Origin of the sequence: Flavivirga aquatica (assembly GCF_001747085.1) — a bacterium.
Taxonomy (GTDB): domain Bacteria; phylum Bacteroidota; class Bacteroidia; order Flavobacteriales; family Flavobacteriaceae; genus Algibacter_C; species Algibacter_C aquatica.
The window spans coordinates 856,765-880,744 of record NZ_MDJD01000054.1; the positions used below are offsets into that span (position 1 = coordinate 856,765).

Annotated in this window: 18 protein-coding genes and 3 pseudogenes; 10 read left to right on the top strand and 11 right to left on the bottom strand. The window is 30.9% G+C overall.

Annotated elements, in window-relative coordinates:
* Positions 1-308 precede the first annotated feature (308 nt).
* On the top strand, positions 309-2,780 hold the full coding sequence (locus A8C32_RS17960; protein WP_069831766.1) for a TonB-dependent receptor plug domain-containing protein: 2,472 nt from the start codon (positions 309-311) through the stop codon (positions 2,778-2,780).
* 54 nt (positions 2,781-2,834) lie between these two features.
* On the opposite strand, the gene A8C32_RS17965 is transcribed toward A8C32_RS17960, so the two are convergent.
* Positions 2,835-3,095, bottom strand: a complete 261-nt coding sequence (locus A8C32_RS17965; protein WP_123803475.1) for a hypothetical protein — start codon at positions 3,093-3,095, stop codon at positions 2,835-2,837.
* Between the two features lie 37 nt (positions 3,096-3,132).
* Between A8C32_RS17965 and A8C32_RS21555 the strand changes: the two are divergent.
* Positions 3,133-3,412, top strand: a pseudogene (locus A8C32_RS21555) (transposase); the annotation flags it as partial.
* A 71-nt stretch (positions 3,413-3,483) separates the two neighbouring features.
* Here A8C32_RS21555 and A8C32_RS17970 read toward each other — a convergent pair.
* Both A8C32_RS17970 and A8C32_RS17975 read right to left on the bottom strand, forming a co-directional pair.
* A complete protein-coding gene (locus A8C32_RS17970) occupies positions 3,484-3,879 on the bottom strand; it encodes a hypothetical protein (RefSeq protein WP_069831768.1) in 396 nt (131 codons plus the stop codon).
* Entirely contained in the window at positions 3,876-5,357 is a 1,482-nt protein-coding gene (locus A8C32_RS17975; protein WP_069831769.1) for a hypothetical protein, read from the bottom strand. The genes A8C32_RS17970 and A8C32_RS17975 overlap by 4 nt, the downstream gene beginning before the upstream one ends.
* 197 nt (positions 5,358-5,554) lie before the next feature.
* On the opposite strand from A8C32_RS17975, the pseudogene A8C32_RS21560 reads away from it, so the two are divergent.
* Both A8C32_RS21560 and A8C32_RS17985 read left to right on the top strand, forming a co-directional pair.
* Positions 5,555-7,107 (top strand): annotated as a pseudogene (locus tag A8C32_RS21560) (IS1182 family transposase).
* Positions 7,108-7,125: 18 nt separating this feature from the next.
* Positions 7,126-7,815: pseudogene (locus A8C32_RS17985) on the top strand (IS91 family transposase); the annotation flags it as partial.
* Between the two features lie 272 nt (positions 7,816-8,087).
* Here the strand turns inward: A8C32_RS17985 and A8C32_RS17990 are convergent.
* From A8C32_RS17990 to alaS, 5 genes are all read right to left on the bottom strand, one after another.
* Entirely contained in the window at positions 8,088-8,324 is a 237-nt protein-coding gene (locus A8C32_RS17990) for a hypothetical protein (protein WP_069831771.1), read from the bottom strand.
* 2 nt (positions 8,325-8,326) lie between these two features.
* Positions 8,327-9,121 carry a hypothetical protein gene (locus A8C32_RS17995; protein WP_069831772.1) on the bottom strand — a complete coding sequence of 265 codons (795 nt, stop codon included), beginning with the start codon at positions 9,119-9,121 and terminating at the stop codon, positions 8,327-8,329.
* 104 nt (positions 9,122-9,225) lie between these two features.
* Positions 9,226-9,552 carry a hypothetical protein gene (locus tag A8C32_RS18000; protein WP_069831773.1) on the bottom strand — a complete coding sequence of 109 codons (327 nt, stop codon included), beginning with the start codon at positions 9,550-9,552 and terminating at the stop codon, positions 9,226-9,228.
* Positions 9,553-9,868: 316 nt separating this feature from the next.
* Complete coding sequence (locus tag A8C32_RS18005; RefSeq protein WP_069831774.1) at positions 9,869-10,834, bottom strand: GSCFA domain-containing protein; 966 nt, start codon at positions 10,832-10,834, stop codon at positions 9,869-9,871.
* Between the two features lie 149 nt (positions 10,835-10,983).
* Positions 10,984-13,599, bottom strand: a complete 2,616-nt coding sequence (gene alaS, locus A8C32_RS18010; protein ID WP_069831775.1) for an alanine--tRNA ligase — start codon at positions 13,597-13,599, stop codon at positions 10,984-10,986.
* A gap of 313 nt (positions 13,600-13,912) precedes the next feature.
* Here alaS and A8C32_RS18015 point away from each other — a divergent pair, with 313 nt between their 5' ends.
* The 5 genes from A8C32_RS18015 to A8C32_RS18035 all read left to right on the top strand — a co-directional run bounded on the left by A8C32_RS18015 (position 13,913) and on the right by A8C32_RS18035 (position 17,146).
* Positions 13,913-14,884 (top strand): M23 family metallopeptidase, encoded by a 972-nt coding sequence (locus tag A8C32_RS18015; protein WP_069831776.1) that lies wholly within the window; start codon positions 13,913-13,915, stop codon positions 14,882-14,884.
* A complete protein-coding gene (locus A8C32_RS18020) occupies positions 14,884-15,213 on the top strand; it encodes a MerR family transcriptional regulator (RefSeq protein WP_069831777.1) in 330 nt (109 codons plus the stop codon). Before A8C32_RS18015 ends, A8C32_RS18020 begins: the two co-directional genes overlap by 1 nt.
* A 12-nt stretch (positions 15,214-15,225) precedes the next feature.
* The gene (locus A8C32_RS18025) at positions 15,226-15,813 is read left to right on the top strand and encodes a LemA family protein (protein ID WP_069831778.1); all 588 of its coding nucleotides are present in this window, start codon (positions 15,226-15,228) and stop codon (positions 15,811-15,813) included.
* Positions 15,813-16,250, top strand: a complete 438-nt coding sequence (locus tag A8C32_RS18030) for a TPM domain-containing protein (protein ID WP_069831779.1) — start codon at positions 15,813-15,815, stop codon at positions 16,248-16,250. Before A8C32_RS18025 ends, A8C32_RS18030 begins: the two co-directional genes overlap by 1 nt.
* Positions 16,251-16,378: 128 nt before the next feature.
* Entirely contained in the window at positions 16,379-17,146 is a 768-nt protein-coding gene (locus tag A8C32_RS18035; RefSeq protein WP_131798812.1) for a TPM domain-containing protein, read from the top strand.
* Between the two features lie 325 nt (positions 17,147-17,471).
* Here A8C32_RS18035 and A8C32_RS18040 read toward each other — a convergent pair whose 3' ends face one another.
* A complete protein-coding gene (locus tag A8C32_RS18040; RefSeq protein WP_069831780.1) occupies positions 17,472-20,246 on the bottom strand; it encodes an outer membrane beta-barrel protein in 2,775 nt (924 codons plus the stop codon).
* A 160-nt stretch (positions 20,247-20,406) separates the two neighbouring features.
* Positions 20,407-21,711, bottom strand: coding sequence for a ribosome biogenesis GTPase Der (der, locus tag A8C32_RS18045; RefSeq protein ID WP_069831781.1), 1,305 nt, complete (start codon positions 21,709-21,711; stop codon positions 20,407-20,409).
* A 173-nt stretch (positions 21,712-21,884) separates the two neighbouring features.
* Between der and A8C32_RS18050 the strand changes: the two genes are divergently transcribed.
* Entirely contained in the window at positions 21,885-22,397 is a 513-nt protein-coding gene (locus A8C32_RS18050; RefSeq protein WP_069831782.1) for a GTP-binding protein, read from the top strand.
* A gap of 44 nt (positions 22,398-22,441) precedes the next feature.
* Here A8C32_RS18050 and A8C32_RS18055 read toward each other — a convergent pair whose 3' ends face one another.
* Positions 22,442-23,959, bottom strand: a complete 1,518-nt coding sequence (locus A8C32_RS18055) for a choice-of-anchor I family protein (protein WP_069831783.1) — start codon at positions 23,957-23,959, stop codon at positions 22,442-22,444.
* Positions 23,960-23,980: the final 21 nt, after the last annotated feature.

Here is a 23,980-nt window from a genome sequence, read left to right on the forward strand (position 1 = left end):
TTAGCATTAAGGCAAAGCAGAAACGAACTCAAAATAGGTAGAAGGTGTATGTCTAGCATCTTTCCTATTGATAATATTGAGGAAGGCGTACATCAACCCAACATGTTTGGTTTGGTTGAGTTTACTGAATAGATTTATTTAAACAAGACTATGCTAATTCAGGTTTTATAATAAATAAAATTAAATATCAAATCTCCCCTCATGATTAAACCAATCTATTTTATTTAAGTCTAACTTTAAAACATTTTAATCCTATAACAATAAATTAGTAATTATATTTTTAAACTCTCAAATCAATTATCTTAAAAATGATCAAAAAACTTATTCTGTTTATTATATTTATTACATTTTTATCTTTTTCTGCCTTTAACAACTTTAGAGAGTTAGTACTCGAAAAACTTGAAGTTCATAGTAAAAATTTTCCTGAAAAAGTATACGTACAAACAGACAAACCTTATTATACAACGGGTGAAGATATTTGGTATACAGCCTATCTAGTGAATGGAACCACTCATAAAAGATCTACTAAAAGTCGTGTTATTTATGTTGAATTGATTAACGAAATAGATAGTATCATTTTAAAAAAACAACTTTATACTAATGATCTTAGTGCTTCTGGAGATTTTAAGATAAGAAAAGGATTAGCGCCAGGTAATTATATGCTTAGAGCATATACTAATTACATGCGAAATGAAAATCCAGATTACTTTTTTCAAAAACAAATTCCTATATGGAACATAAGCAAAAATGACAGCTTAAACTTTGCTACAACAAATACAAACAAAACACTAATTAAAAAAACAGAATTAACAACTACACCTGAAATAAATTTTTACCCAGAAAGTGGTTATTTAGTTAATGGAATTACCTCTAAAATAGGTATAAAAGTTAAAGACAAATACCATAGAGATATTATTGTAAAAGGAAATATTAAAGACTCTGATGATAATATTATAAGCAAATTTGAAACTTTAAAATTTGGTTTAGCCCTTATTACATTATTACCTGAAGCTAATAAAACATATTATGCTAGCATAATTGTTAATAATAAAGAATTAAAATATCCGCTACCTAAAGCCCTACCTAATGGCTATAATTTAAATATTGTTAATTATGGAAATCAAATTATTTTAAAAGCATCATCAAATAATGCTATTGGTTTAAAAAACACATTCTTAGTCGCACACCAAAGAGGTGCTTTAATTTATGAAAAATTAGAAACTGAAAGCACAAATTCGTATTCAATAAAACTAAAAACCAATACATTACCAGACGGAGTTACAAATTTCACATTATTTGACAATAATGGCAAACCTGTTTGTGAAAGATTAATTTACATTGATAACCCTGACAATGAAGTGATTGTAAATCTTAACATAGATAAAAAAAATCCTAAAACCAGAGATAAAGTATCAATGAAATTAGGTTTAAAAGATAAATTTGGAAACAATACCTCTGGAAACCTATCAATGTCAATAACAGATATTGATGCTATTGGGCATAGCACAAAAAATGAAAACATAAAAACACATCTTTTACTAAATTCAGATTTAAGAGGACATATTGATAACCCTGGTTATTTCTTTGAAAAGGAGAACGACCCCAAAAGACGTTATATATTAGATCTATTAATGATGACTCATGGTTGGAGACGTTTTACTTGGAATGACATTTTATATAATAATTCTAAAAAAACTAATAAATTCGCTCCAGAAAAAGGTATTTATATTACAGGACACACAAATGCCTTAAAAAAAGATAAACAGAAAATATCTGCAGCTACCAGACTTACTTTTATGGGGACTAGTCCTTATCAAGAAAAAAAGCAATCGGATAAAAATGGGACATTCAAATACGGTCCTTACGTTTTTAATGACACCATAAGCACACTTATTGAAGCAAGAGTTAAAGACTTTAAATCTGATGAGGACAGAAAAAACAGATTCGTCTCAATTTATTTAAATGACAATTTTTATGACAGCCCAGAAGTTACCCGAAATACAGTTTTAAAACCTAATACAAGTGACAGTATTAAAATAACAAACTTTATAAAACAAGCTGAGCGTATTTCTAAAATTGACACAGAATTTGAAGGATCTACTAGGGTTCTTGATGAAGTTATTATTACTGCTCAATTAAAATCTGAAGCAGATAAAAGGAGAGACTCATTAAATAGTAGAACGGACTATGGTCATCCAACCAATAGAATAGACATGAAAGATTTTGAAGACTTAGAATCTTTAACAATTTTCGATTTACTTAGTACACTTCCTGGGGTTAGTGTAGCAAACGACTCTATTTCTATACGAAACCAAGGTACTCCTAGTATATTTCTAGATGGTGTTAGAGTACAATTAGATGAGATTACCCATATAACAGGTGCCGATGTTGAATTTATTGATGTTTTAAAAGGTAATGATGCTGCTTTTTATAGCAATAGCAGTAACGGCGTTATTGCTATTTATTCTAGAACTGGCGCTAATATTAGATCTAGAAATATAAAACGCAAACCAGGAATTATAGACTTTACAGCCATTGGCTTTTATACGGCTAGGGAGTTTTATGCTCCAGACCATATTAATGGTTTTGACGAAGTCTTAAAACGAGATATTCGAACCACATTACATTGGGAACCCAAAATAATGCTTACAGACAAATCACATGATGCTGAGATTTCATTTTTTACAAGTGACTCTAGAAGTAATTATGCTATTAAAATAGAAGGTATAACAGATACAGGTGTCCCTATATATCATATATCTACACTTGAAGTAGATTAATTACTTATTGTCAAATAAAAAGCCTTATAAACTATACATTTATAAGGCTTTTATTTATAAACTCATTTTAAAATAAGTATTTTCAATCTTCTTTTTAACATAATCTTTAATTGAAATCTCATTAATTATCACATCCTCCAAGACAGCTTCTCCGTTTTTCACATAAACTAAAGCATATGTATTATTTGGTAAAGAATCTTGTTGTGCTTTTCTAACTGCTACCTCTGCATCATAAGCCTTACTTTCTTCCATATAGTAACGATTAAAAGGCAAGCTTATATTCAATTCACCTGAATAAGTATTATACCAATTCACTTTAGTTTTAATAAAGTCTTTATCCTTTATATTCTAACACAGCAAAAAAGGACGTTACATGAAAGCTAAGCGACAAAGTACTGTAGAGCCTGTTTTTGGTACACTCACTCAATTTTTAGGGATGAGAAAAGTGAATAACCTTGGGTTTAAAACAAGCCAATAAGTGCATGCAGCTTTCTGCTGTAGCTTATAATTTAAAGAAATACTTAAAATTTATAAAAAACAGTCCTAAAAGTGTTGCTGGAGTTCTCAATGCCATTCAAAGTAGTCTAAATCTCCATATGAGGCCTCATATACTTGATTTTAATAACTCTTAATTATAGGTGAATTATAAATTCACAAAAAAAAGGCCTTAAAATCAAGTAAATATCAGTTTTGGTGAGTTTTTTTAGAGGGGTGTGCAACGGTTACCATTGTTAGGCAACGTTATACTGTCTATCGGGTTTAAGAAGATTGTATCTAAATCAATTTTCTCATTCTTTCTAATGTCTACAAACCGGTATTCATCTTTATACCCTTCTTTTTTAAAAATGATAGCAAAATTATTATCTCCTTTCATTTCCATTCTTTTTATTTCAAACTCAAATTCCCCATTTTTTTTTAAAACCAAATCTGTTCTTTTAGCATACTTAGAATGCATTGGAGAGTATAATATTTTTGAACCAATTTCTATATTTGAAGCAGGAATATTTTTATTAGTATAAATAAAACCACTTATTTTTGTCTCTATCTTATTTTTACAGCTAAAAAAAGAAATAAGAACGAATATTATAAAATATTTCATTTTAATTCTATTTTAGTTAACCAAAGTAAACTTAAAACATCTTTTTCTGAAGAAATCACTCTATTATAGTCATATCTTGTTGGGGAATTATTATAATATTTCATTAAATCAATTTCTCCTGAAAAAGGATAATTTTCACCCGAAGTTTCTTCCATGAAATCTCTATTTATATATTCCTCTTTAAAAGATTCTTTACCAAGAGGCTTAGTATCTTGGGGTAAATAATAAGAACTACCTTTGTGTTGCCAAGAATAAATTGTTCCTCCAAAGGATTGTAATATTTCGTGACCTATTTCGTGTGCTGAGGTGAATTTAAATTCTTTTTGCTCATCACTTTCATTATAGTATTGCCAACCCTCTAGTTTATATAACCAGTGTGTTTCATCTAAATCTTCCCAATTAGAATATTGAATATATCCAACATTGTAAGAAATACGCTGTACAACACCATCTGGTAGTAATCTAGCCAATTCATCCATTTTATTGCCATCACCTAAGGTACTTGTTCCAGGGTTTCCACTTCGAGACCAAGGATTGTTTGTATTATAAATCAATGGAATATCGTTTAAGCTAATTTCTGAATTAACTTCGTTTATTGCATTTACAAAGACTTCGTATAGTTCTCCATCTATATCTACGCCTTCGCCTATATTTCCTTTATGTCTACTCCAATACTTATTTATACCATCTAAGGTTAATTGTTTTAAATCTTCAAATGTTTTAGTCCTTGTTGATTTTATAGGTGTTTTTTTATAAAAAGAGAAAGCTTCCTTTGGTATTTTATCCCAAGGGCAAATTTTTACAATTGGGGCATTACGAGATTTACCTAATTCATAACATTCTTTTTCAGTTCCTTGTTCTCCTCCATCTTTTAAGTTTACACGAAGAGTAATATCAATACGTTTGGCATTTTTGTCAATTATTGTGTCAACCCAATTTACTTCTTTATATTCAAAAGAAAACTCATCAGTTTTTCGCTCATTTATTTTTCCGCCTAATGTTCCTGTAACTTTTGCTCTTAATTTTCCTGTTGTAAAAACAGTACTGTCGTAAATACCGTTATCATCAAATCCGTTCCAACCAAAATAATGTTTCCCAATGGCGTGTTCTTCTTTGCAGTCTAAACTTCTTATTATTTTTCCATTATGAAATATTTCAAGCTTTATTCCTTCAATTGGGCTTTTAAGAACTTCTACTTCAAATTTTATGATTTGGTTTTCCTCTTTACCTTTAAACAAAGGAATACCTAAAGGAACAAAAGTTTTACCACCAACGAGTTTAATATTTATTTTAAATTCTAATGATTTAAAAAGTTTTGGTTCTTTTGATTCGTATTCTCCAAAGACAATATCTTTTTTTGCCGAATATTTGACTGATTTAGCTGAATTGAAAGTAATATCACCATTATGAGCATTTAATGTAATACGTTCAGCTGTTTCTGTAATTCTTTTTGCTATTTTCAGTATTCTTCCTCCCATAATGTTGAGTTTTAATGTTGCCTAACGTGTTTGTGTATGATTAATGGCGTGTTTAAGCACCTAATTTAGTAAACCAAAAACCGAATAGAAAATCCACGAGGATTTTCGTAAATAGGCGAGAATCAGCCATTAATTATACACGGTGTGCCTGTTGCACAACGCCTTTCGAAATATAGCGAAATTTCGTATATTAATACATGCAAGAAAGTAAAATATATCAAGAAAAATTATTCAACAGTTTTCAGTTGAGCAATCGTGTTCCAAAAGACAATTTTTACAGGAGACTATCAGAGGTTTTAGATTTAGAATTTTTGCATAAAAAAACGAAAGTTTATTATGGCTCCTGTGGACAAAAAAGTATAAATCCCGTGGTGTTTTTTAAATTCTGTCTGGTAGGTTATTTAGAAAATATTATAAGTGATCGTAAACTGATATCACATTGTAGTATGCGTATGGATCTTCTCTATTTTTTAGGTTATGATATCGATGAAGAATTACCATGGCACTCTACAATAAGCAGGACGCGTCAACTCTATCCAGAATCTGTTTTTGAGAGTCTCTTTAGTCATGTCTTTAAAATGTGTGTTACCAATCGTATGGTTAGTGGTCATACTCAGGCTATAGACTCCGCACCAGTAAAGATCAATACCTCTATGGATAGCTTAGAGCTAAAAGTACCAGAGGAAGATTTATCAGCCCACTTATTAAAACTACGTCATATTAGCGATAGAGATAAACCAGAAGTCATTCGCCGTGCCAAGACCAATAAAGCAGCTAAATCTCAACAAATTCTATCTGCTAATACTCATGAATTACAAGCTATAAAAAGTAGAAACAAAAAATGGTCAACAGATCAAAACCACCGTCCTAGAGCAGGTAATAAAGGAAGTCGTTATACTAGTAATAAGACACATTATAGTCCTACCGATCCCGATGCTCGCATTAGTGTAAAACCAGGCAAGGCAAGAAAGTTAAATTACCAAAGCCAGCTCACGGTAGATATAGCACACCATGTTATAAGTGATATCAAGGCCTATCATGCAGATGCAAAAGATAATCAACAATTATCAGACATCATACTTAGAGTTCAAAGGCGTTTATGAGAATCTGAACTAAAAATAGACATTTGTATAGCAGATACAGGTTATAGTAGCGGTGAGAACTATGCTTTTTTAGAGCAGCAAAATATTGAAAGTTATATTCCGCCACATGGCACCTACAAGGGCGGGCCAGATGGTTTTATTTATCAGGAACAAGAGGATTGTTATATCTGTCCGCAGGGAAAAGTTATTCCTTTTACCAAGGTATTTTATGAGAAGAAGAACAATACAAAAAAGAAGGAATACCGGGCTTAAAAAAAGGTTTGTATAGCTTGTCCAATACGTAGTAAGTGTTTAGAGGAATCTGCATAAGAGAAGAAGTTTAATATCACCTATTATCGTCCCGAGTACGAGCGTAATATAGCTAGAGTAAACAGTAAAAAAGGACGTTACATGAAAGCTAAGCGACAAAGTACTGTAGAGCCTGTTTTGGTACATTCACTCAATTTTTAGGGATGAGAAAAGTGAATACCTTGGGTTTAAAACAAGCCAATAAGTGCATGCAGCTTTCTGCTGTAGCTTATAATTTAAAGAAATACTTGAAATTTATAAAAAACAGTCCTAAAAGTGTTGCTGGAGTTCTCAATGCCATTCAAAGTAGTCTAAATCTCCATATGAGGCCTCATATACTTGATTTTAATAACTCTTAATTATAGGTGAATTTATAAATTCACACTCACCTGCATTGCATCGTGCCCAAAGGAGGTGTTACTAAATCAGGGTATTGGAAAAAGGCAAAAGGCAAAGACCATTTTCTTTTTAGTGTGAAGGCTTTAAGTAAAAAGTTCAGAGGCCTTTTTGTCTCTAAACTAAGAAAGCAACTCCCTGGAATTCCGCAGGCATTGTATGATAAATTATTTTCTAAGAAATGGGTGGTTTATGCCAAAGCCCCTTTTGGTAAACCTGAACATGTTATTGAATATTTAGGACGCTACACACATAAAATAGCGATTAGTAATCATAGAATATTAAACATAGATACCACTAATAGAACCGTAACATTTAGTTTAAAAAATTACCGTAATCAAGGTGAGAAAACAACACAAACCTTATCTACACAGAACTTTATTAAACGTTTTCAAAATCATATTCTACCTAAAGGATTTACAAGAATTCGGCATTACGGATTTTTAAGTAGCAGCTGGAAAAAGGAAAAATTACCAAGACTACAACTCCAATTATTAGATAAAGATCTAGAAACGACAGCTGTATTAACTCATCAAGAGACCTCGTTACATCGACGTTGTAGACATTGTAAAAAAGGGATTTTAATCACCTTACTAACTTTTGATAGTCGTGGACCGCCATTTGATTACAAAAAAATAGCAACACGTAAAATACAGAAATATAAAAATTAAGGCTATGACCATGTGCTCATACAGGATAACTATGGACTAAATTCAAATAATTAGACTAAAATACTGACTTAAAGAATATTGTGAATGAAAATAGTTTATAAAATACACGTTTTAATGTCTTAACTAAGTTGCTCTTAGTACTCCTTATGTGATTTCTGCTTTAATAAATACTTTCAAGAAAACGTTTTCCTCCTTATTTAAGTAACGGATCAGTCAACAAGACATATAGCATTGGCCTATCGGCACGCCATATGCTTAGTTATTACAAAACGTTATTTTTTTAATACTCTGTGAATAAGGAAACCTATTCCTCCTCCTATTAAAGCTCCTATAAGTCCCATTAATGTTATATTCATTATATCTGATGAAGTTGTGTTTTTCCAAAAATTAACAGGGCAATCTTGACAAGCTCCACGAATTTCGGATAATTCCCAAAGAATACTGAACACAGGTAGAAATAATCCTATTAACATGCCTATAATACCTAACGTTATTATTGATATTTTCATAATTATTCTTTTACAACAATTGTAGGGTAATAATTTAAAGATTCATCTCGATAGTCTAAAAGAATTAGCATTTTTTTATTCTTACGCCATAATTTTATTATTTTATCTGCCGTATTTTTCCAAGCCTTGTTTGTCGTTTCATCGTCATAATCATCATCGTCTGATGCTTTGATAGCAAATTCAGGTGTGGCATATATATCTTGTTTTTGAATATAACCAAAACAACCATAAGAGCCTCCTATAGATGAAACCCCATTAGCCTCATATGTCCCGCCTACATGTATCATAACATCTGTGGCTAAATTTTCAACACTTCTAGCTGAAGTAATAGATGTACCATCTAGTTTTTTTTGAGTTTTTAATGGTTTGGCGGGGATTTTTCGTTTTCCAAAACGTGTAAAAATAAAAGCGTCTAATCCACTTGGTAAATATGTTGTTGATATTGGATTTGGATAACTAGGCATCCACTCTGCACCATATAAGTTTTGTTCATAATTCTCAGGAACAAATGCTCTATTGAGTAATTTGTGTTCATCTTTTTCATTTTTACCTAAACTATACCAAGCATCTCTTGTTAAGTCAAATGAAAATTGTAATTCTTCCTCTTCTTCTCCTTTAGCTAGGACTACATTTGCTTTGTAAGTAGGTACGACTACAGCAGGAGTATATATAGCAAGTTTAGATGTTCCTAAGCCTTTTAATTCTCGAATTGTATAACCAGTAATTTCATTAGTAATGATAACTTTAGGAATTATAAGAGTGATTTCAATACAGGCTTCTTTATCAGGATTCCACACATATGCATAAATTTTAGTATTAGTATATTTTTTATAGGTGTATTTATAACATACATTTTTGTCCTCATCTAAATATGGGTTTTCTCCTTTTTTGTATTCGAGGTCTATATTTCTCCATTATCTATTTGTTCAGCAAACCAAATATGTTTTATTGGTGTAAAAGTTGATTCTTTAAATTTGGTGGCTTTGAAAACATATGTTTTATCAACTTCCATTTCATCTACAAGTTCATTATTCTCATCGAAAGGCCCTTCTATGTTTTCTACTAATGGTTTTGCAAACTTTAATTCAGCAGGTTTTTGAGCAGCAGGAGCTATTTTCCAATTTGCGTTAGGGTCAGATGGGCGAACAGTAATTCTCAATACGCTAAATTCTTCTTTAATACGTGGAGGGTCTTTCTTTTCTGTTATTTTTATTGTGTTATCAGCCATTTTTGAGTGTGCTGAGTAATGTTTTGTAACAAAAATATATAGTGATTAACTAATATAGTAAATCTTTTAGATTTTTAAACTTTTTATAAAAAAGAGGATTATAATTCTATTAAACTAAATTATTTCATAAAAAAAGACATCAACTGCATACCATTTTACTGATTGTACAACTGATGTCTTTTATGTGAACTGATTAATAGCATTTTAAAGCTACAACTATTTAGTCTTAGAATAAATAAATTTTCGATTAACTGTTATTAAAAAAGATTAAGCACCAAAAATTTAATTATTAAACTTAATTCATTTAATTTCTCACTTAAAATACAATATTTGGGAATTGTAATTCAATATTTTTTATTTTATCCTGTAAATTTTGAAGAAATTTTTGATGTGCCTGAGATTTTGGATTAAATGGTTTATGCTTAAGCCCTTTTTGAATAGTATTAATATCCTCCATTGTTTTTGAAACGCTTTCTAAAATCCAAACATTTTTAAAAGCTTCCCAAATATAATTTATAGCAGTTTGATTTGGATGGATCATGTCTTCTTTATAAAAACGATAATCTCTAAGCTCATCCATCATAATCTCATAGGAAGGAAAATAAAATAATTCTCCATCGACAATTGATGTTTCTTGATTTAAATACCTGTGTATAGCCGTTATTAAATGTGCTTTGCTTTTCGTATTTTCTATAAAACCATCTTTTAAATGGCGTACAGGGGATACTGTAAATATAATAGAAACCTTATCGTTTACTTTTCTAACTAAATCTGTTATATTATTTAATGATTCACAAATAGCATCAACAGATAACAGTGTTTTATTAAATTGTTTTTGCGGTACTTTATGGCAATTAGCTACTACTTTACCTGTCTCAACAAAACGATATACCCAAGCTGTACCTATAGTGATAATAATATGCGTTGATTCTTTTATTTGCTTATGTGTTAATCTTACATTTTTATTTAAATCGATTAACAAGTCTTCTTTATATGAATGACTTAACTTTGAATGGGCATTAAAACAATGCCACTGTTCATTATGATAAAAGACATCACTTTCTGAATATTCTTTATCTTTTACAGCATCACTTATTAATGCTTCTATAGCTTTAGGATGGAATAATATCCCGAATGGATTTTGAACATTCTTAAACTTATAGTATGTTAATTTTTTACCAATATTTTCTGAGAAACAAGATCCCAACAATAACACATTAGATTTGTAATCTATTAATTTTTTAGGTGTTTTTTCTAATGGTATTTTGGTTTGAAGGTTCATTGTTATTTATTTCGTAATTAGACCTCATAAAGGAACAAAATTCTTCTTATTCCAAATTTTTATAAGTGGGCTATTAAAATTAATTAACAGCCCATATTTTAAAACCATCGGGGTTAAATAAGTTAACAACTATGCTTATTTACGCACTACTATTTCAAGTAATCTTTAGCCACTTTCAATGCCTCATCAATCCCCTTAGGTTTCTTACCTCCTGCTGTTGCAAAAAACGGCTGTCCGCCGCCGCCGCCTTGAATGTATTTACCAAGTTCACGTACTACTTGACCAGCATTTAAACCTTTTTCTGCTACTATTTCTTTTGAGATGTAACAAGATAATAAGGCTTTTCCTTTTTGCTCTGTTGCAAATAATAAGAATAAATTATTAAACTGACTTCCCAACTCAAAAGCCACATCTTTTATCCCACCTGCATCTAAATCTAATTTCTTTGCTAAAAACTGAATACCATTTACATCTTCTAATTCTGCTTTAAGCTCTACTTTTATATTTTTAGCTTTATCTTTTAATAAAGTTTCTATCTGTTTCTTTAAACTTGTATTCTCATCTTGTAAGTTTTGAAGTGCTTTTACAGGCTCTTTAGCATTATTAAGTAAATCTTTCATTTCAAAATAAGCTCTGTTATTTTCAAAATAAAAATCTTTTACCGCATCATTAGTAATCGCTTCAATACGTCTAATTCCAGATGCCACTGCGCCTTCAGAAACAATTTTAAAATGCCAAATATCGCTGGTATTTTTAACATGAGTTCCTCCACATAATTCTATAGATTGCCCAAAACGTATAGCACGAACGGTATCTCCATATTTTTCTCCAAATAAACTCATAGCTCCATCTGCTATAGCTTCTTCTTTAGGAATATTTCGTTTTTCAATTAAAGGTAGTTTACCTTCTATTCGGGCATTTACAAAATTTTCTACATCGCGCAATTCTTCAACAGTCATTTTAGAAAAGTGTGAAAAATCAAATCGTAAATATTTAGAATGTACTGCACTACCCTTCTGCTCTACATGTGTTCCTAAAACTTCTCTTAATGCTTGATGTAATAAATGGGTTGCCGTATGATTACACTCTGTTCTGTAACGTTGTTTTTCATCTACAACAGCCTTAAAACTTTCATTAATATGCTTTGGTAAATTCTTAGCAAAATGGATAATAACATTATTTTCCTTTTTGGTATCTAGAATGTATACAACGTCTCCATGGGCATCTTCTAAATAACCTTTATCTCCTACTTGCCCTCCTCCTTCTGCATAAAAAGGTGTTAAATTAAATACCATTTGATACATTTCACCATCTTTTTTAGAGGTCACTTTTCTGTATCTAGTTAATTTTACTTGAGCTTCTAATGTATCGTAGCCTACAAATTCTTCATCTGTATCATTTACTAAAACAATCCAATCATCCGTAGACATTTCACTAGCTGCTCTCGAACGATTTTTTTGCTTTTGTAATTCTGTCTCAAACCCTTCTTCATCAAGCTTTAATCCCTTTTCAAAAAGAATTAGAGCTGTTAAATCTTTTGGGAAACCATACGTATCATATAATTCGAATGCTTTTTCTCCAGAGACAATATCGTCTTTTGTTTCTTCTACGATTCTATTTAATAAAATTAACCCTTGGTCTAATGTTCTTAAAAATGATTGTTCTTCTTCTTTAATAACATTTTCAATAAGTTGCTTTTGAGCTTTCAATTCGGGGAATGCATCTCCCATTTTATTACTTAATACCTCAACCAACCTGTAAATAAAAGGTTCTTTCTTATCTAAAAAAGTAAATCCATAACGTACAGCTCGACGCAAGATTCTCCTAATTACGTAACCAGCTCCCGTATTACTTGGCAACTGCCCATCTGCTATTGAAAATGCAACAGCACGAACATGATCTGAAATAACACGAATAGCTATATCTATCTTTTCATCTTTACCATAACTTTTATTCGTTATGGTTTCAATTTCTCTAATTATAGGTGTAAACACATCAGTATCATAATTAGATTGCACACCTTGTAATACCATACACAAACGCTCAAAGCCCATTCCTGTATCTATATGCTTATTTGGCAATGGCTCTAAACTCTTATTTGCTTTACGGTTATATTGCATGAATACCAAGTTCCATATCTCAACCACTTGAGGATGATCCATGTTTACTAAATCTTTACCAGACACTTTAGCTTTTTCTTCGACAGAACGAATATCAACATGTATCTCACTACAAGGTCCACAAGGTCCTTGCTCTCCCATTTCCCAGAAATTATCTTTTTTATTTCCTTTTAAAATACGGTCTTCAGAAATAAACTGCTTCCATAAATCATAAGCCTCTGTATCCATATCAAGGTTATCTACATCATCACTCCCCTCGAAAACAGTTACATAAAGAATATCTTTATCAATATTAAAAACTTCGGTAAGTAATTCCCAAGCCCAAGCTATAGCCTCCTTTTTAAAGTAATCTCCAAAACTCCAGTTACCTAACATTTCAAATAAAGTATGATGATAGGTATCATACCCCACTTCTTCTAAGTCATTATGCTTACCTGAAACACGTAAACATTTTTGAGAGTCTGCTATACGGTTATTTTTAGGTTGCGCATTTCCTAAAAAGTATTCTTTAAAAGGAGCCATACCTGAGTTTACAAACATTAAGGTAGGGTCATTTTTTAAAACCATAGGAGCAGAAGGCACTATACTATGCTTCTTTTCTTCAAAAAAACTTAAAAACTTCGATCTTATGTCTTGTGATTTCATTTGGTAATTCTTATTGTTTTTCAGTAATTAAATATAACACCTAATTAAAGAGTTCTTTTTCTATTGAACTCTATTAATAAATGTTACATCTATTCTATCTAAATATCTTGTTCCCAATTATATTATTTTTAATAAGAAACATTTTATATATTGTACTTACAAATCTATCTTAAACTTAGGCTATATTTTAACCTATAAAGCGAGCATATGCTACACTAATTATAATAATTTTTTGTAGGTTTGCCCGTTTCTTTACAAAGAGCAGTTGCTAATGCTGCCAAAATTTAATTGCAAAAATAGTATAATTTAAGACATGAGTAAGGTAAAATATTATTATGATGCAGATACGCTTTCATATAGAAAAATAGAGCGTAAAAAAAGAACAACTTTTAAGTATGCATCTTTGTTTTTTTTAGCAACAGCATTTTTTGCTTTTATTTTAGTTTTTATAGCTAGTCAATACGTGGAATCTCCTAAAGAAAGAGCTTTAAAAAGAGAATTGCATAACACGCAATTACAATTTGAATTGCTTAATAAAAAAATGGCTCATGCTGAGACTGTTTTAAACAATATTGCTGATAGAGATAATAATATTTACCGCGTTTATTTTGAAGCAAATCCTATACCAGACGAACAACGTAAGGCTGGGTTTGGTGGTATTAATAGATATAAGGATTTAGAAGGTTTTGACAATTCTAAATTAATTATAGAAAGTAGTAAACGCTTAGATATTTTGCAAAAGCAAATTGTAGTGCAATCTAAATCACTTGACGAAATTGCAAAACTTGCAGAAGAAAAAGAAAAGCTACTAGCTGCTATACCTGCTATACAGCCAGTTAGCAATGAAGATTTAACACGTATGGCTTCTGGATACGGTATGCGATCTGATCCGTTTACTAAAATTAGAAAAATGCATTGGGGTATGGATTTCACAGCACATAGAGGCACTCCTGTTTACGCTAGTGGTGATGGGGTTATTGCACGTGCCGATAGTAACTCATCTGGTTATGGAAAGCATATAAGAATAAACCATGGTTATGGTTATACTAGTTTATATGCACATTTATACAAATATAATGTTAGAAAAAACCAAAAGGTTAAACGCGGTGATTTAATAGGATTTGTTGGTAGTACGGGGCGTTCTCAAGGGCCTCATTTACATTATGAAATATTTAAAGACGGCCAACGCATTAACCCAATAAACTTTTACTATGGTAGTTTAACTGCTGAAGAATTTAATAAACTCTTGGAGCATGCTACTTTAGAAAACCAATCTTTAGACTAATGCATATTGATTTACCTGAAAAACGATATTACTCTATTGGTGAAGTTGCCAAAGCCTTTGACGTAAACACGTCTTTAATACGTTTTTGGGAAAAAGAGTTTGATGTGCTTAAACCTAAAAAAAATGCGAAAGGTAACAGAAAATTCACCCCTGAAGATATAAAAAACCTTAAATTTATATATCATTTAGTAAAAGAACGTGGTTTCACACTAGAAGGAGCCAAAACACATTTAAAAGAAGAAAAAAAGGAAACGCTTTCTAATTTTGAAATTATCAGTAAATTAGAAAACATTAAAAATCAACTTATTAAAATAAAACAACACCTTTAAAAACTTAATATTATGAAAAAATGGTTACCATTAATTGTTATAGGTATTCTTGCAATTGGTTTATACTCTTGGGGAAAAGGATTTAATAATACAGCTGTAGAATATGAAGCTGATGCTAAAACAGCTTGGTCTAATGTTGAAAGTGCTTATCAACGTCGTGCAGATTTAATCCCTAATCTAGTATCCACTGTAAAAGGCTATGCTGCTCATGAAAAAGAAACTTTAGAGGGCGTTATTAAAGCCCGTTCTGAAGCTACAAAAACCAATATTAATGTTGGTGACTTAACCCCTGAAAAAATGGCTCAATTTCAGCAAGCTCAACAAGGTTTAAGTGGTGCTTTATCAAAATTATTAGTAACGGTTGAGCGTTATCCTGAGTTAAAAGCCGATAGAGGCTTTTTAGAATTACAATCGCAACTTGAAGGTACCGAAAATAGAATTAATGTAACAAGAGATCGATTTAATAAATCGGTTAATATTTACGATAAGTTCACAAAAAAATTCCCAGGAAAACTATTAGCTAGTTTATTTGGTTTTGAAGAAATGGCTAGATTTAAAAGTTCTGCTGGTAGTGAGAACGCTCCTAAAGTAGAATTTTAATGTCAAAAATTGAAGCCTTTCTTACTGCAACCGAAGAACAAGAAGTTGTTGAAGCTATTAGATTAGCAGAGTTAAATACATCTGGAGAAATACGTGTTCATATAGAAAAAACTTCTAATGGCAACCCTACAAAACGTGCTTTGGAACTGTTTTATGCTTTAAAAATGGACAATACAAAACTTCAAAATGCAGTACTTATTTATGTCGCTGTTAATGAAAAATCTTTTTCCATATATGGAGACAAAGGCATTAACGATGTTGTAACGAACAATTTCTGGGATAGCACTAAAGATATTATGCAAACTTATTTTAAGTCTGGAAATTTTAAACAAGGTTTAATTGAAGGTATTTTAAAATCTGGTGAGCAACTCAAACAGTATTTTCCGTATACAGACTCAGATACTAATGAGCTCTCAAACGAAATTTCTAAAGGATAGACTTTAAAAGTATGCAGTATTTGGTAAGTAGTAAACAGTATTCAACAGGTAGTGTTCTTGATGCAATGAGTAGTGAGCAGTTATTATATGGCATAAAAAATAAGTTTCATGACCTTGCTTTATTAATAATGCTTTTTGTTTTTGGGTTTTCTTATGCACAGTTTGATATTCCTGAAAAGCCTAAATCCCAAACCAGTGTTTACGACTATGTTAATTTACTTTCTGTATCTCAAAGATATAGCTTAGAGCAAAAACTCATTAAATATTCAGACTCTACTTCTACTCAAATAGTTGTAGCTATTATTAATTCTACCGAAGGGGAAAACATTAATTTTCTAGGTGCCCAATGGGGACAAAAATGGGGTATTGGTCAAGCTAAAAAAGATAATGGTATTTTAATCTTACTCGCTAAAAATGACAGACGGATAGCCATTAATACTGGATACGGAATAGAACATCTTTTAACTGATGCCTTATCAAAACGTATTATTGAAAGGGATATTATTCCTTTTTTTAAGCAAAATAACTATTACGGCGGTTTAAATAAAGGTTGTGATACTATTTTTCAAGTTCTTAATGGAGAATATAAAGGTACTCGAAAATCGTCAAACAGTGAGCTCCCTATTGGCTTTATATTCTTTCTCATCATTGTATTCATAATCATTCTTATTTCTATCTCTAAAAACAGACGTGGCGGAGGAGGTAATAACAGAGGTAACAGATCTGGAGGTCTTTTTGAAGCGATTATACTTAGTAATATGGGGCGTGGAAACTATAACCGAGGCTCATCTGGTGGTTTTGGTGGCGGCTTTGGAGGAAGTTCTGGCGGAGGTGGTTTTGGCGGCGGCTTTGGAGGCGGCGGCTTTGGAGGTGGCGGCGCTTCTGGCGGATGGTAATCTTTAAAGCCTATACTCATTTTTATAAAAACAAACACCAACCCTTCTCATTAGACCTTAAAAGCACCTCATTTCAAATAAATTTCAAAATGATTGAAGTAAATTTGAATTATTTTTTGTTCAAATAAAATAAAAAATCTAAGTAAAAAGAAACTAATTGAACTGGCTATTTTGAAATTTACTTACTGTAAAAGCATTCTCTGATTCAATTATAAAATTAGAAAGAAAAAAGATATTCTATTCTAAGAATTTCAATATGAAAATGGAACTTAAACCATATTAACACTTAAAATACGCTATTTACACAAACAAACAACTCATCCTATTAACCATGATAATATCTATTATTTCTATTAGAATTACCCGATCCTTTGTTTAACTTCCAACTAAAATTTAACATAAAGTAACGCTTTAATATATTCGTTTGAGAATCCTCAATATAATTGGCGCTTGCTACACGTCTAGCATTAGTATTTTGATTAAGTAAATCGTAAACTTTTAGTGTTAACGTACCTTTATCCTCAAACATGGAATAAGAAAGTGTTGAATTCCAAAACCATGAGCTTTTTTGAAAACCATCAGCTACATTGGGATTATAATTATAACTTATATTATTTCTCCAATCTAATCGTTTTGATGCTAGTGTAGCCGTTCGAAGCCCCAAACTATGTCTTAAAAATTCTTGATCTTCAAACTGATCTATATCAAAACTGGTATTGGTATATGATAAATTATAATTAGGTGTTAATTCAAAAAGATCATTTAATGTAAATGTAATTCGAATATTTGGTGATAATTCTGTGTTTTTAGAAGCGTATTTTACATCATTGTTAAAATTAATATTTTTATTTGTACTAAATCTAAATCCAACACCATAACGAATACTTCCAATGGTATCTATTTTTATAGTCTTTCTAAGACCAGTATTTATGCCTAAATTATAATTCCCATTAACATTTGCATAAGTTGTATTTCTTGAAAAATTTTCGTCTACTGTTGTTTTTGACACTATTTGATTACTCACAACAGTTCCGTTTGCAAATGCATAAAAACTTGTTTTCTTTCGAAAATTAAAATTACGATACCCTAAATTTAACCTATGATTATTTGTTGGTGCTAATTCTGGATTACCAACTATTGTATTTAATGGGTTTGAAACATCTTTAAATGTTTGTAATTGACTTAATTGAGGAGATCTATTATCTAAACCATAATTAGCATTTAGAGATGCACTTTTACTTATCTTATATCTAAAGCTAACACCTGTCTGTATAGCGTTAAAACGCTTACCTAAACTACGTTCAGATATTAATGCGTCTTTATTATCTAAAACCCTTGATATGTAGTTTACAGAAGCTGTTGTAGACAACTTCTTTTTTTTATACACTAATTCAACTCCTGCTTGATTTGACTCATCTGTATACTTAAAATCTGAACTTAAATCTGTATTTATAAAATCATTATAGAGACTCGTAACTTCATCAAAATCATAAGTATTTCGTTTATTTTCTTGCTTGTTGTTATTATAAATATAAGATGCATCTAAAAACATGGCATTAGCAATTAAAGGAAACCTGTAAGTTACCCCTAAACGTAAATTTTCATCTGTATTTTTACTATCAGCTATTTGATTTCTTATGATGCTATCTTGTAACGTATTTACATTTGTTAAGAGATCGTAATCATAAAACTTAGTCTTAGACTCCAACTCACTATCTTCTTCATCTTCATTATAAGATGTAGATACGTCAAACTTTAAAAAAGATCCTTTTTTACCAAATAACTTGGTAACATCTATGCTATTTTGAAAACTTTTATTGTTGCTTTTAGAAAAAGAAAAAGCATTCGATGTATTTGTTAAAATTCTATCTTCGTTTAAGGTTTCTTCATCATCTTGAGAACCATCTTTAGAATTTGAAAAATTAAAACTAGGCGTTATATTTATAAGTAAAGTAGCCCCTAATTCTATCTCTAGATCAAAAGTTGCATTATGATTATTGATTTCTGAAAATGAATTCGATTCTGAGTTAGAAAAATATCTAGAATCTGGTAATATATTTTCTCTTTGAGAAGATCTCTTACTATCTAAATCACTTCCCGAATAAAAATAATCTGCATTAACTCCTATAGTTTCAATAATCTGATTCCCATAAGTAAAACCTCCGTTTTTAGATGTTGTTATACCTTGAGATAAACCGCCTCCAAATCCCCCTCTTCCCCTTCTTCTTCCTGTCGAAATATTATCAATACCTCCAAAACTAAAACCTGTCGAGTTAATATTATTCCCGCCAGCTAATACACTAAGGTGTCTGTCATTATTAAATGAATTTAGCATTCCTGAAAACTCATACCTATCGTCTGTTCCAACTCCAGCAGCTACAGTTCCAAAACTTCCTTTGTTATTTTCTTCCTTTATAGTAAAATTTATTGTTTTATTAGATTGACTTCCCTCTTCTCCCGAAAAAGCTTCTGCTTTTGTTTTTGTGTCTGTAATTTGGATTTTTTCTATAATGTCTTTTGTTAAGTTTCTTGTAGTTATAGTTGGGTCGTTTCCAAAAAAGGTCTTACCGTTAACTAATACTTTATTAACATCTTTACCATTTACCATAATTTTACCTTGAGCATCAACTTCTACTCCTGGAAGTTTTTTTAGTAAATCTTCAATTTTTGCATTCTTTTTTGTTTTAAAAGAACTTACATTAAATTCAAGAGTATCTTTTTTAACTGTTATAGGTGCTGTACTTGTTATTACAACTTCAGCTAAAGCATTGCTATCGGTTTTAAGCATGATTTCACCTAAATCAATATCTTTTTTACTTATATCTATAACTTTCTTAAGTGTTTCGTAGCCCACATATGATATAAACAAATTTAAAGAGGCATCACTTGTTTTATCCTCTAATACAAATTCTCCATTTTTATCTGCAATAGTATATGTCACCAATGAGGCATCCTTAACACGCTCTAAATGTATGGTCGCAGATTCTAGAGGAAGTTTTTCTTCTTCAGAAATTAAAGTCCCAGTTACAACAAAAGATTTTGATTGAGAAAAAGCTAAAACACTACAAAAAAAGGCTATAGTAAAAAATATTTGTTTCATTGAATTAGGGTTGATTGAAGTTGATAACTTCATTAATTCAGCGAAAGTAGTACAGTTTACCTATGCCTCTTCTTAAAAAAAGTATAAATTATATATAATGATATGTTATTTTTATTAAAACAAGTTTAAAAAAAACACTATCAAGCTTATAATAGCGCAATTATTTTTTACGCATATACACACTAATAGGTACACCTTTAAAATCAAAATGCTCGCGCAATTTGTTTTCTAAAAAACGTTTATACCCATCTTTTACATATTGCGGTAAGTTACAGAAAAACGCAAATTGAGGTTGTGGTGTTGGCAATTGCATGATGTATTTAATTTTTACATACTTTGCTTTATACGCTGGCGGCGGATAATTTTCTATTATTGGCAATAGAATTTCATTAAGCTTACTTGTTTTTATTTTTTTCGATCTGTTTTTATAGACCTCTACAGCTGTTTCAATAGCTTTAAAAATACGTTGTTTTGTCAATACCGAGATAAACACGACAGGCACATCTGTAAAGGGCTCCATTTGTTTTCTTATAGCCTTTTCATACTCCTTCATAGATTTATGATCCTTCTCTACCAAGTCCCATTTATTTACCAAAACAACCATACCTTTTCGGTTACGTTCTGCAAGCCAAAAAATGTTTTGCACTTGTCCATCAAAACCTCTAGTAGCATCTAATACTAACAAGCAAACATCACTATGTTCAATAGCTCGAACACTTCGCATTACAGAATAAAATTCTAAATCTTCTTTTACCTTAGCTTTTCTACGAATTCCAGCAGTATCTACTAAATTAAATTCAAAGCCAAAACGATTATATTTTGTATCTATTGAATCTCTTGTTGTTCCTGCTATATCTGTAACAATATATCGATCTTCACCTATCAATGCATTTATAAATGATGATTTCCCTGCATTAGGGCGACCCACTACTGCAAAACGAGGCAATTCTTCTTCAACAACTTCTTCTTTTTCTGGCAAAGCCTCAACTAGTGCATCTAGCAATTCTCCTGTACCACTACCATTAATACTTGCTACGGTATAATAATCTCCAAGACCTAATGAGTAAAACTCTACAGCATCTTTAGAGCGTTTAGCATTATCAACTTTATTTACAACTAGAAACACTGGCTTACTAACTTTACGAAGTAATTTCGCAACATCTTCATCCATGCCTGTTACACCGTTTTCAACATCAACCATAAAAATAATAGCATCTGCTTCATCAATCGCTAATTCTACCTGTTTATCTATTTCTGCCTCAAAAACATCATCACTTCCTAATACATAACCACCTGTATCTATTAAAGAAAATTCTTTTCCATTCCAATCACTCTTCCCATAATGACGGTCTCTAGTAACCCCACTTACTGCATCAACAATAGCTTCTCTGCGTTGAATTAAACGATTGAAAAACGTTGATTTACCTACATTTGGTCTTCCTACTATAGCTACTATATTACTCATAATCTTTAAATTGTCTACAACAGTCTAAGTCTGATTTCTTTATCTTTCTTTGTCTCTTGAATATTTTGCAAAAATAGGAAATATACTCTATGCAAAACCTTTTTTTAGTAAAGATTGAAACTATTTATATTTTAAATTAAAAATAGTAATTTAATATCCTAAAATTAAACCTAATGCCGTTATCTAATGATATTGTTTTAAGACCTAGATTTAAAATAGAAATACCTAGAAATAACAAATCTGTTTTAAGTGATTTTGAAAACACTAAAATTACACAATCTAAATTTATTGTAAGCAGAGTCGATGATCATGTATTTATAAGATTTCCAAAACATAAACAGCGTTTTTGGTCTCCTCAATTACATCTACAAATTAATGAGATAAATAAGGAGTCATGTATGCTTCGTGGTTTATTTGGGCCAAACCCAACAGTTTGGACACTTTTTATATTTCTACATTTCATGATTGCTGTATTATTTATTGCCTTCGGAATATGGACATATACTAAATGGTCTTTAAATCAAAATTTTGTACTTCAAATTAGTTTAACCATTTTAATGATAACTATTTGGATTGCTTTATACTTTGCTGGTAGTATTGGAAAAGCCTCTAGCACCAGTGAAATGCGTTTATTAAATAATTTCATGTATCAAGTTTTAGAAAAGGAAAAACGCCTTAATAACTAAACTAAAGCGCTTTTAACCAATTATCGATCAAATAAAATTAATAACTATTGAACATTTTCATAAAAACTAATAGTACCACTGTCTTCATTAGATACTACTAGCAAATCTTTTCCATTTGGACTATCTTCAGCATTTATAACTAATAAACCTTCTGGAGCCTCATCTCCTGTATGCGATAATATGTCTAAAAATATAGGAGCTATTGGGTTTGTAACATCATACATTAACACTTGGTCATTTCTTTCTAAACCAACAAATAAAATATATCGTTCGTTCCCTATATTTAAAACTTCAACTGCTTCTGGTTCTGCTCCTTTATCATCACTTCTTTTATCATTATCATTGAAACGAGCAGGTGTAGCTTTTAAAGTTTCGACAGCAATACTATTTCCACTATCGTAAAGCAAATTTCCATTAGCAGACCAAACACTAAATGAACGCGCTCCATAGCTATATATTTGGTCTATATCACCATCGTTATCTATATCTCCTAATGTAGTTGTTGTTTTTAGCCTTCCTAGGTTAGCTTCATTTTGAAAATCGCTAGACACAGGGTAAATTGTTTCGTCAAGCGTTAAATCGTCGACACGTTCTTCTTCGCTAAATCCATCATAATCTCTTGAATCTCCTTCATTAGCCGAAAAAACGTATTCTACCCCATTAATACTTGCAGAAGTAATTGCATCTGGTTGATATATTCCTAAAACAGGCCAATTTTTAAGTTCTGTAACATTATCTTTATCACTTGCATCAATATTGTTACCTGTAGCATTATAGTCTTTATAACCTAAAGGATAAATAGCTTCTATAATTTTTGAAGTTAAATTAACCTTAGCTATTCCATTATTTTCTTGTAATGACACCCAAGCTGTATTAGAATCTTCTGAAACAGTTATATATTCTGGCTCTATATCTTGAGCTAAAGTAGCCCCTGGACCAAATACTCTAAAACCCTGTGCTTCTAATGATGCTTTTTGAGAATTAAATGATGTAAAATCTAAAGTTTTCACAGAATCATCTAATAAATCTATAATACTAATTGTTCCCATTGGATCAATCGTATAATCTTTATTTGGCTCCCCTTCATTGGCAGAAATAATTAAATTCCCATTCTTAGAAAATGTTACCATATCTGGTAAAGCTCCAACTGTAAATTGTTTTAGCAATGAATTATCTGCAGTATTGTATACTAATATTTTCCCTGGATTTTGCTTTGGATCTGCTTCAACAGCAACTGCTAATTTGCCATCGTACACGGCAACACTATTAGGCGAGCCAAAAGAAGAAACATCTATTGGTGTTTCTTTTACTGGCGCATTTATATTCGAAATATTATTAACAGAAATTTGAGTAGACTCTACATTAACTGTAAATAGTTTTTTTGAAACTGCATCATAAGCTGAAATCTCTGAAGCTCCTTCTCCTCCTACATTAATTGTTGTTTTATATTGAAAGTTTACAGTTGTATCAACTGGCTCACTTTTTGAATTATCATCGTCATTTTTACATCCAAAAACTGCGACAATACTAACCGCATAAATAAGTGATTTTTTAAGTTTCATAGTCTGATTAATTAATTTCGA

Excerpts from the sequence above, each read along its gene's own strand:
- A8C32_RS17960 (WP_069831766.1), top strand. The coding sequence starts at position 309 with ATGATCAAAAAACTTATTCTGTTTATTATATTTATTACATTTTTATCT.
- A8C32_RS17970 (WP_069831768.1), bottom strand. The coding sequence starts at position 3,879 with ATGAAATATTTTATAATATTCGTTCTTATTTCTTTTTTTAGCTGTAAA.
- A8C32_RS17975 (WP_069831769.1), bottom strand. The coding sequence starts at position 5,357 with ATGGGAGGAAGAATACTGAAAATAGCAAAAAGAATTACAGAAACAGCT.
- A8C32_RS17990 (WP_069831771.1), bottom strand. The coding sequence starts at position 8,324 with ATGAAAATATCAATAATAACGTTAGGTATTATAGGCATGTTAATAGGA.
- A8C32_RS18000 (WP_069831773.1), bottom strand. The coding sequence starts at position 9,552 with ATGGCTGATAACACAATAAAAATAACAGAAAAGAAAGACCCTCCACGT.
- A8C32_RS18005 (WP_069831774.1), bottom strand. The coding sequence starts at position 10,834 with ATGAACCTTCAAACCAAAATACCATTAGAAAAAACACCTAAAAAATTA.
- alaS (WP_069831775.1), bottom strand. The coding sequence starts at position 13,599 with ATGAAATCACAAGACATAAGATCGAAGTTTTTAAGTTTTTTTGAAGAA.
- A8C32_RS18015 (WP_069831776.1), top strand. The coding sequence starts at position 13,913 with ATGAGTAAGGTAAAATATTATTATGATGCAGATACGCTTTCATATAGA.
- A8C32_RS18020 (WP_069831777.1), top strand. The coding sequence starts at position 14,884 with ATGCATATTGATTTACCTGAAAAACGATATTACTCTATTGGTGAAGTT.
- A8C32_RS18025 (WP_069831778.1), top strand. The coding sequence starts at position 15,226 with ATGAAAAAATGGTTACCATTAATTGTTATAGGTATTCTTGCAATTGGT.
- A8C32_RS18030 (WP_069831779.1), top strand. The coding sequence starts at position 15,813 with ATGTCAAAAATTGAAGCCTTTCTTACTGCAACCGAAGAACAAGAAGTT.
- A8C32_RS18035 (WP_131798812.1), top strand. The coding sequence starts at position 16,379 with ATGCTTTTTGTTTTTGGGTTTTCTTATGCACAGTTTGATATTCCTGAA.
- A8C32_RS18040 (WP_069831780.1), bottom strand. The coding sequence starts at position 20,246 with ATGAAACAAATATTTTTTACTATAGCCTTTTTTTGTAGTGTTTTAGCT.
- der (WP_069831781.1), bottom strand. The coding sequence starts at position 21,711 with ATGAGTAATATAGTAGCTATAGTAGGAAGACCAAATGTAGGTAAATCA.
- A8C32_RS18050 (WP_069831782.1), top strand. The coding sequence starts at position 21,885 with ATGCCGTTATCTAATGATATTGTTTTAAGACCTAGATTTAAAATAGAA.
- A8C32_RS18055 (WP_069831783.1), bottom strand. The coding sequence starts at position 23,959 with ATGAAACTTAAAAAATCACTTATTTATGCGGTTAGTATTGTCGCAGTT.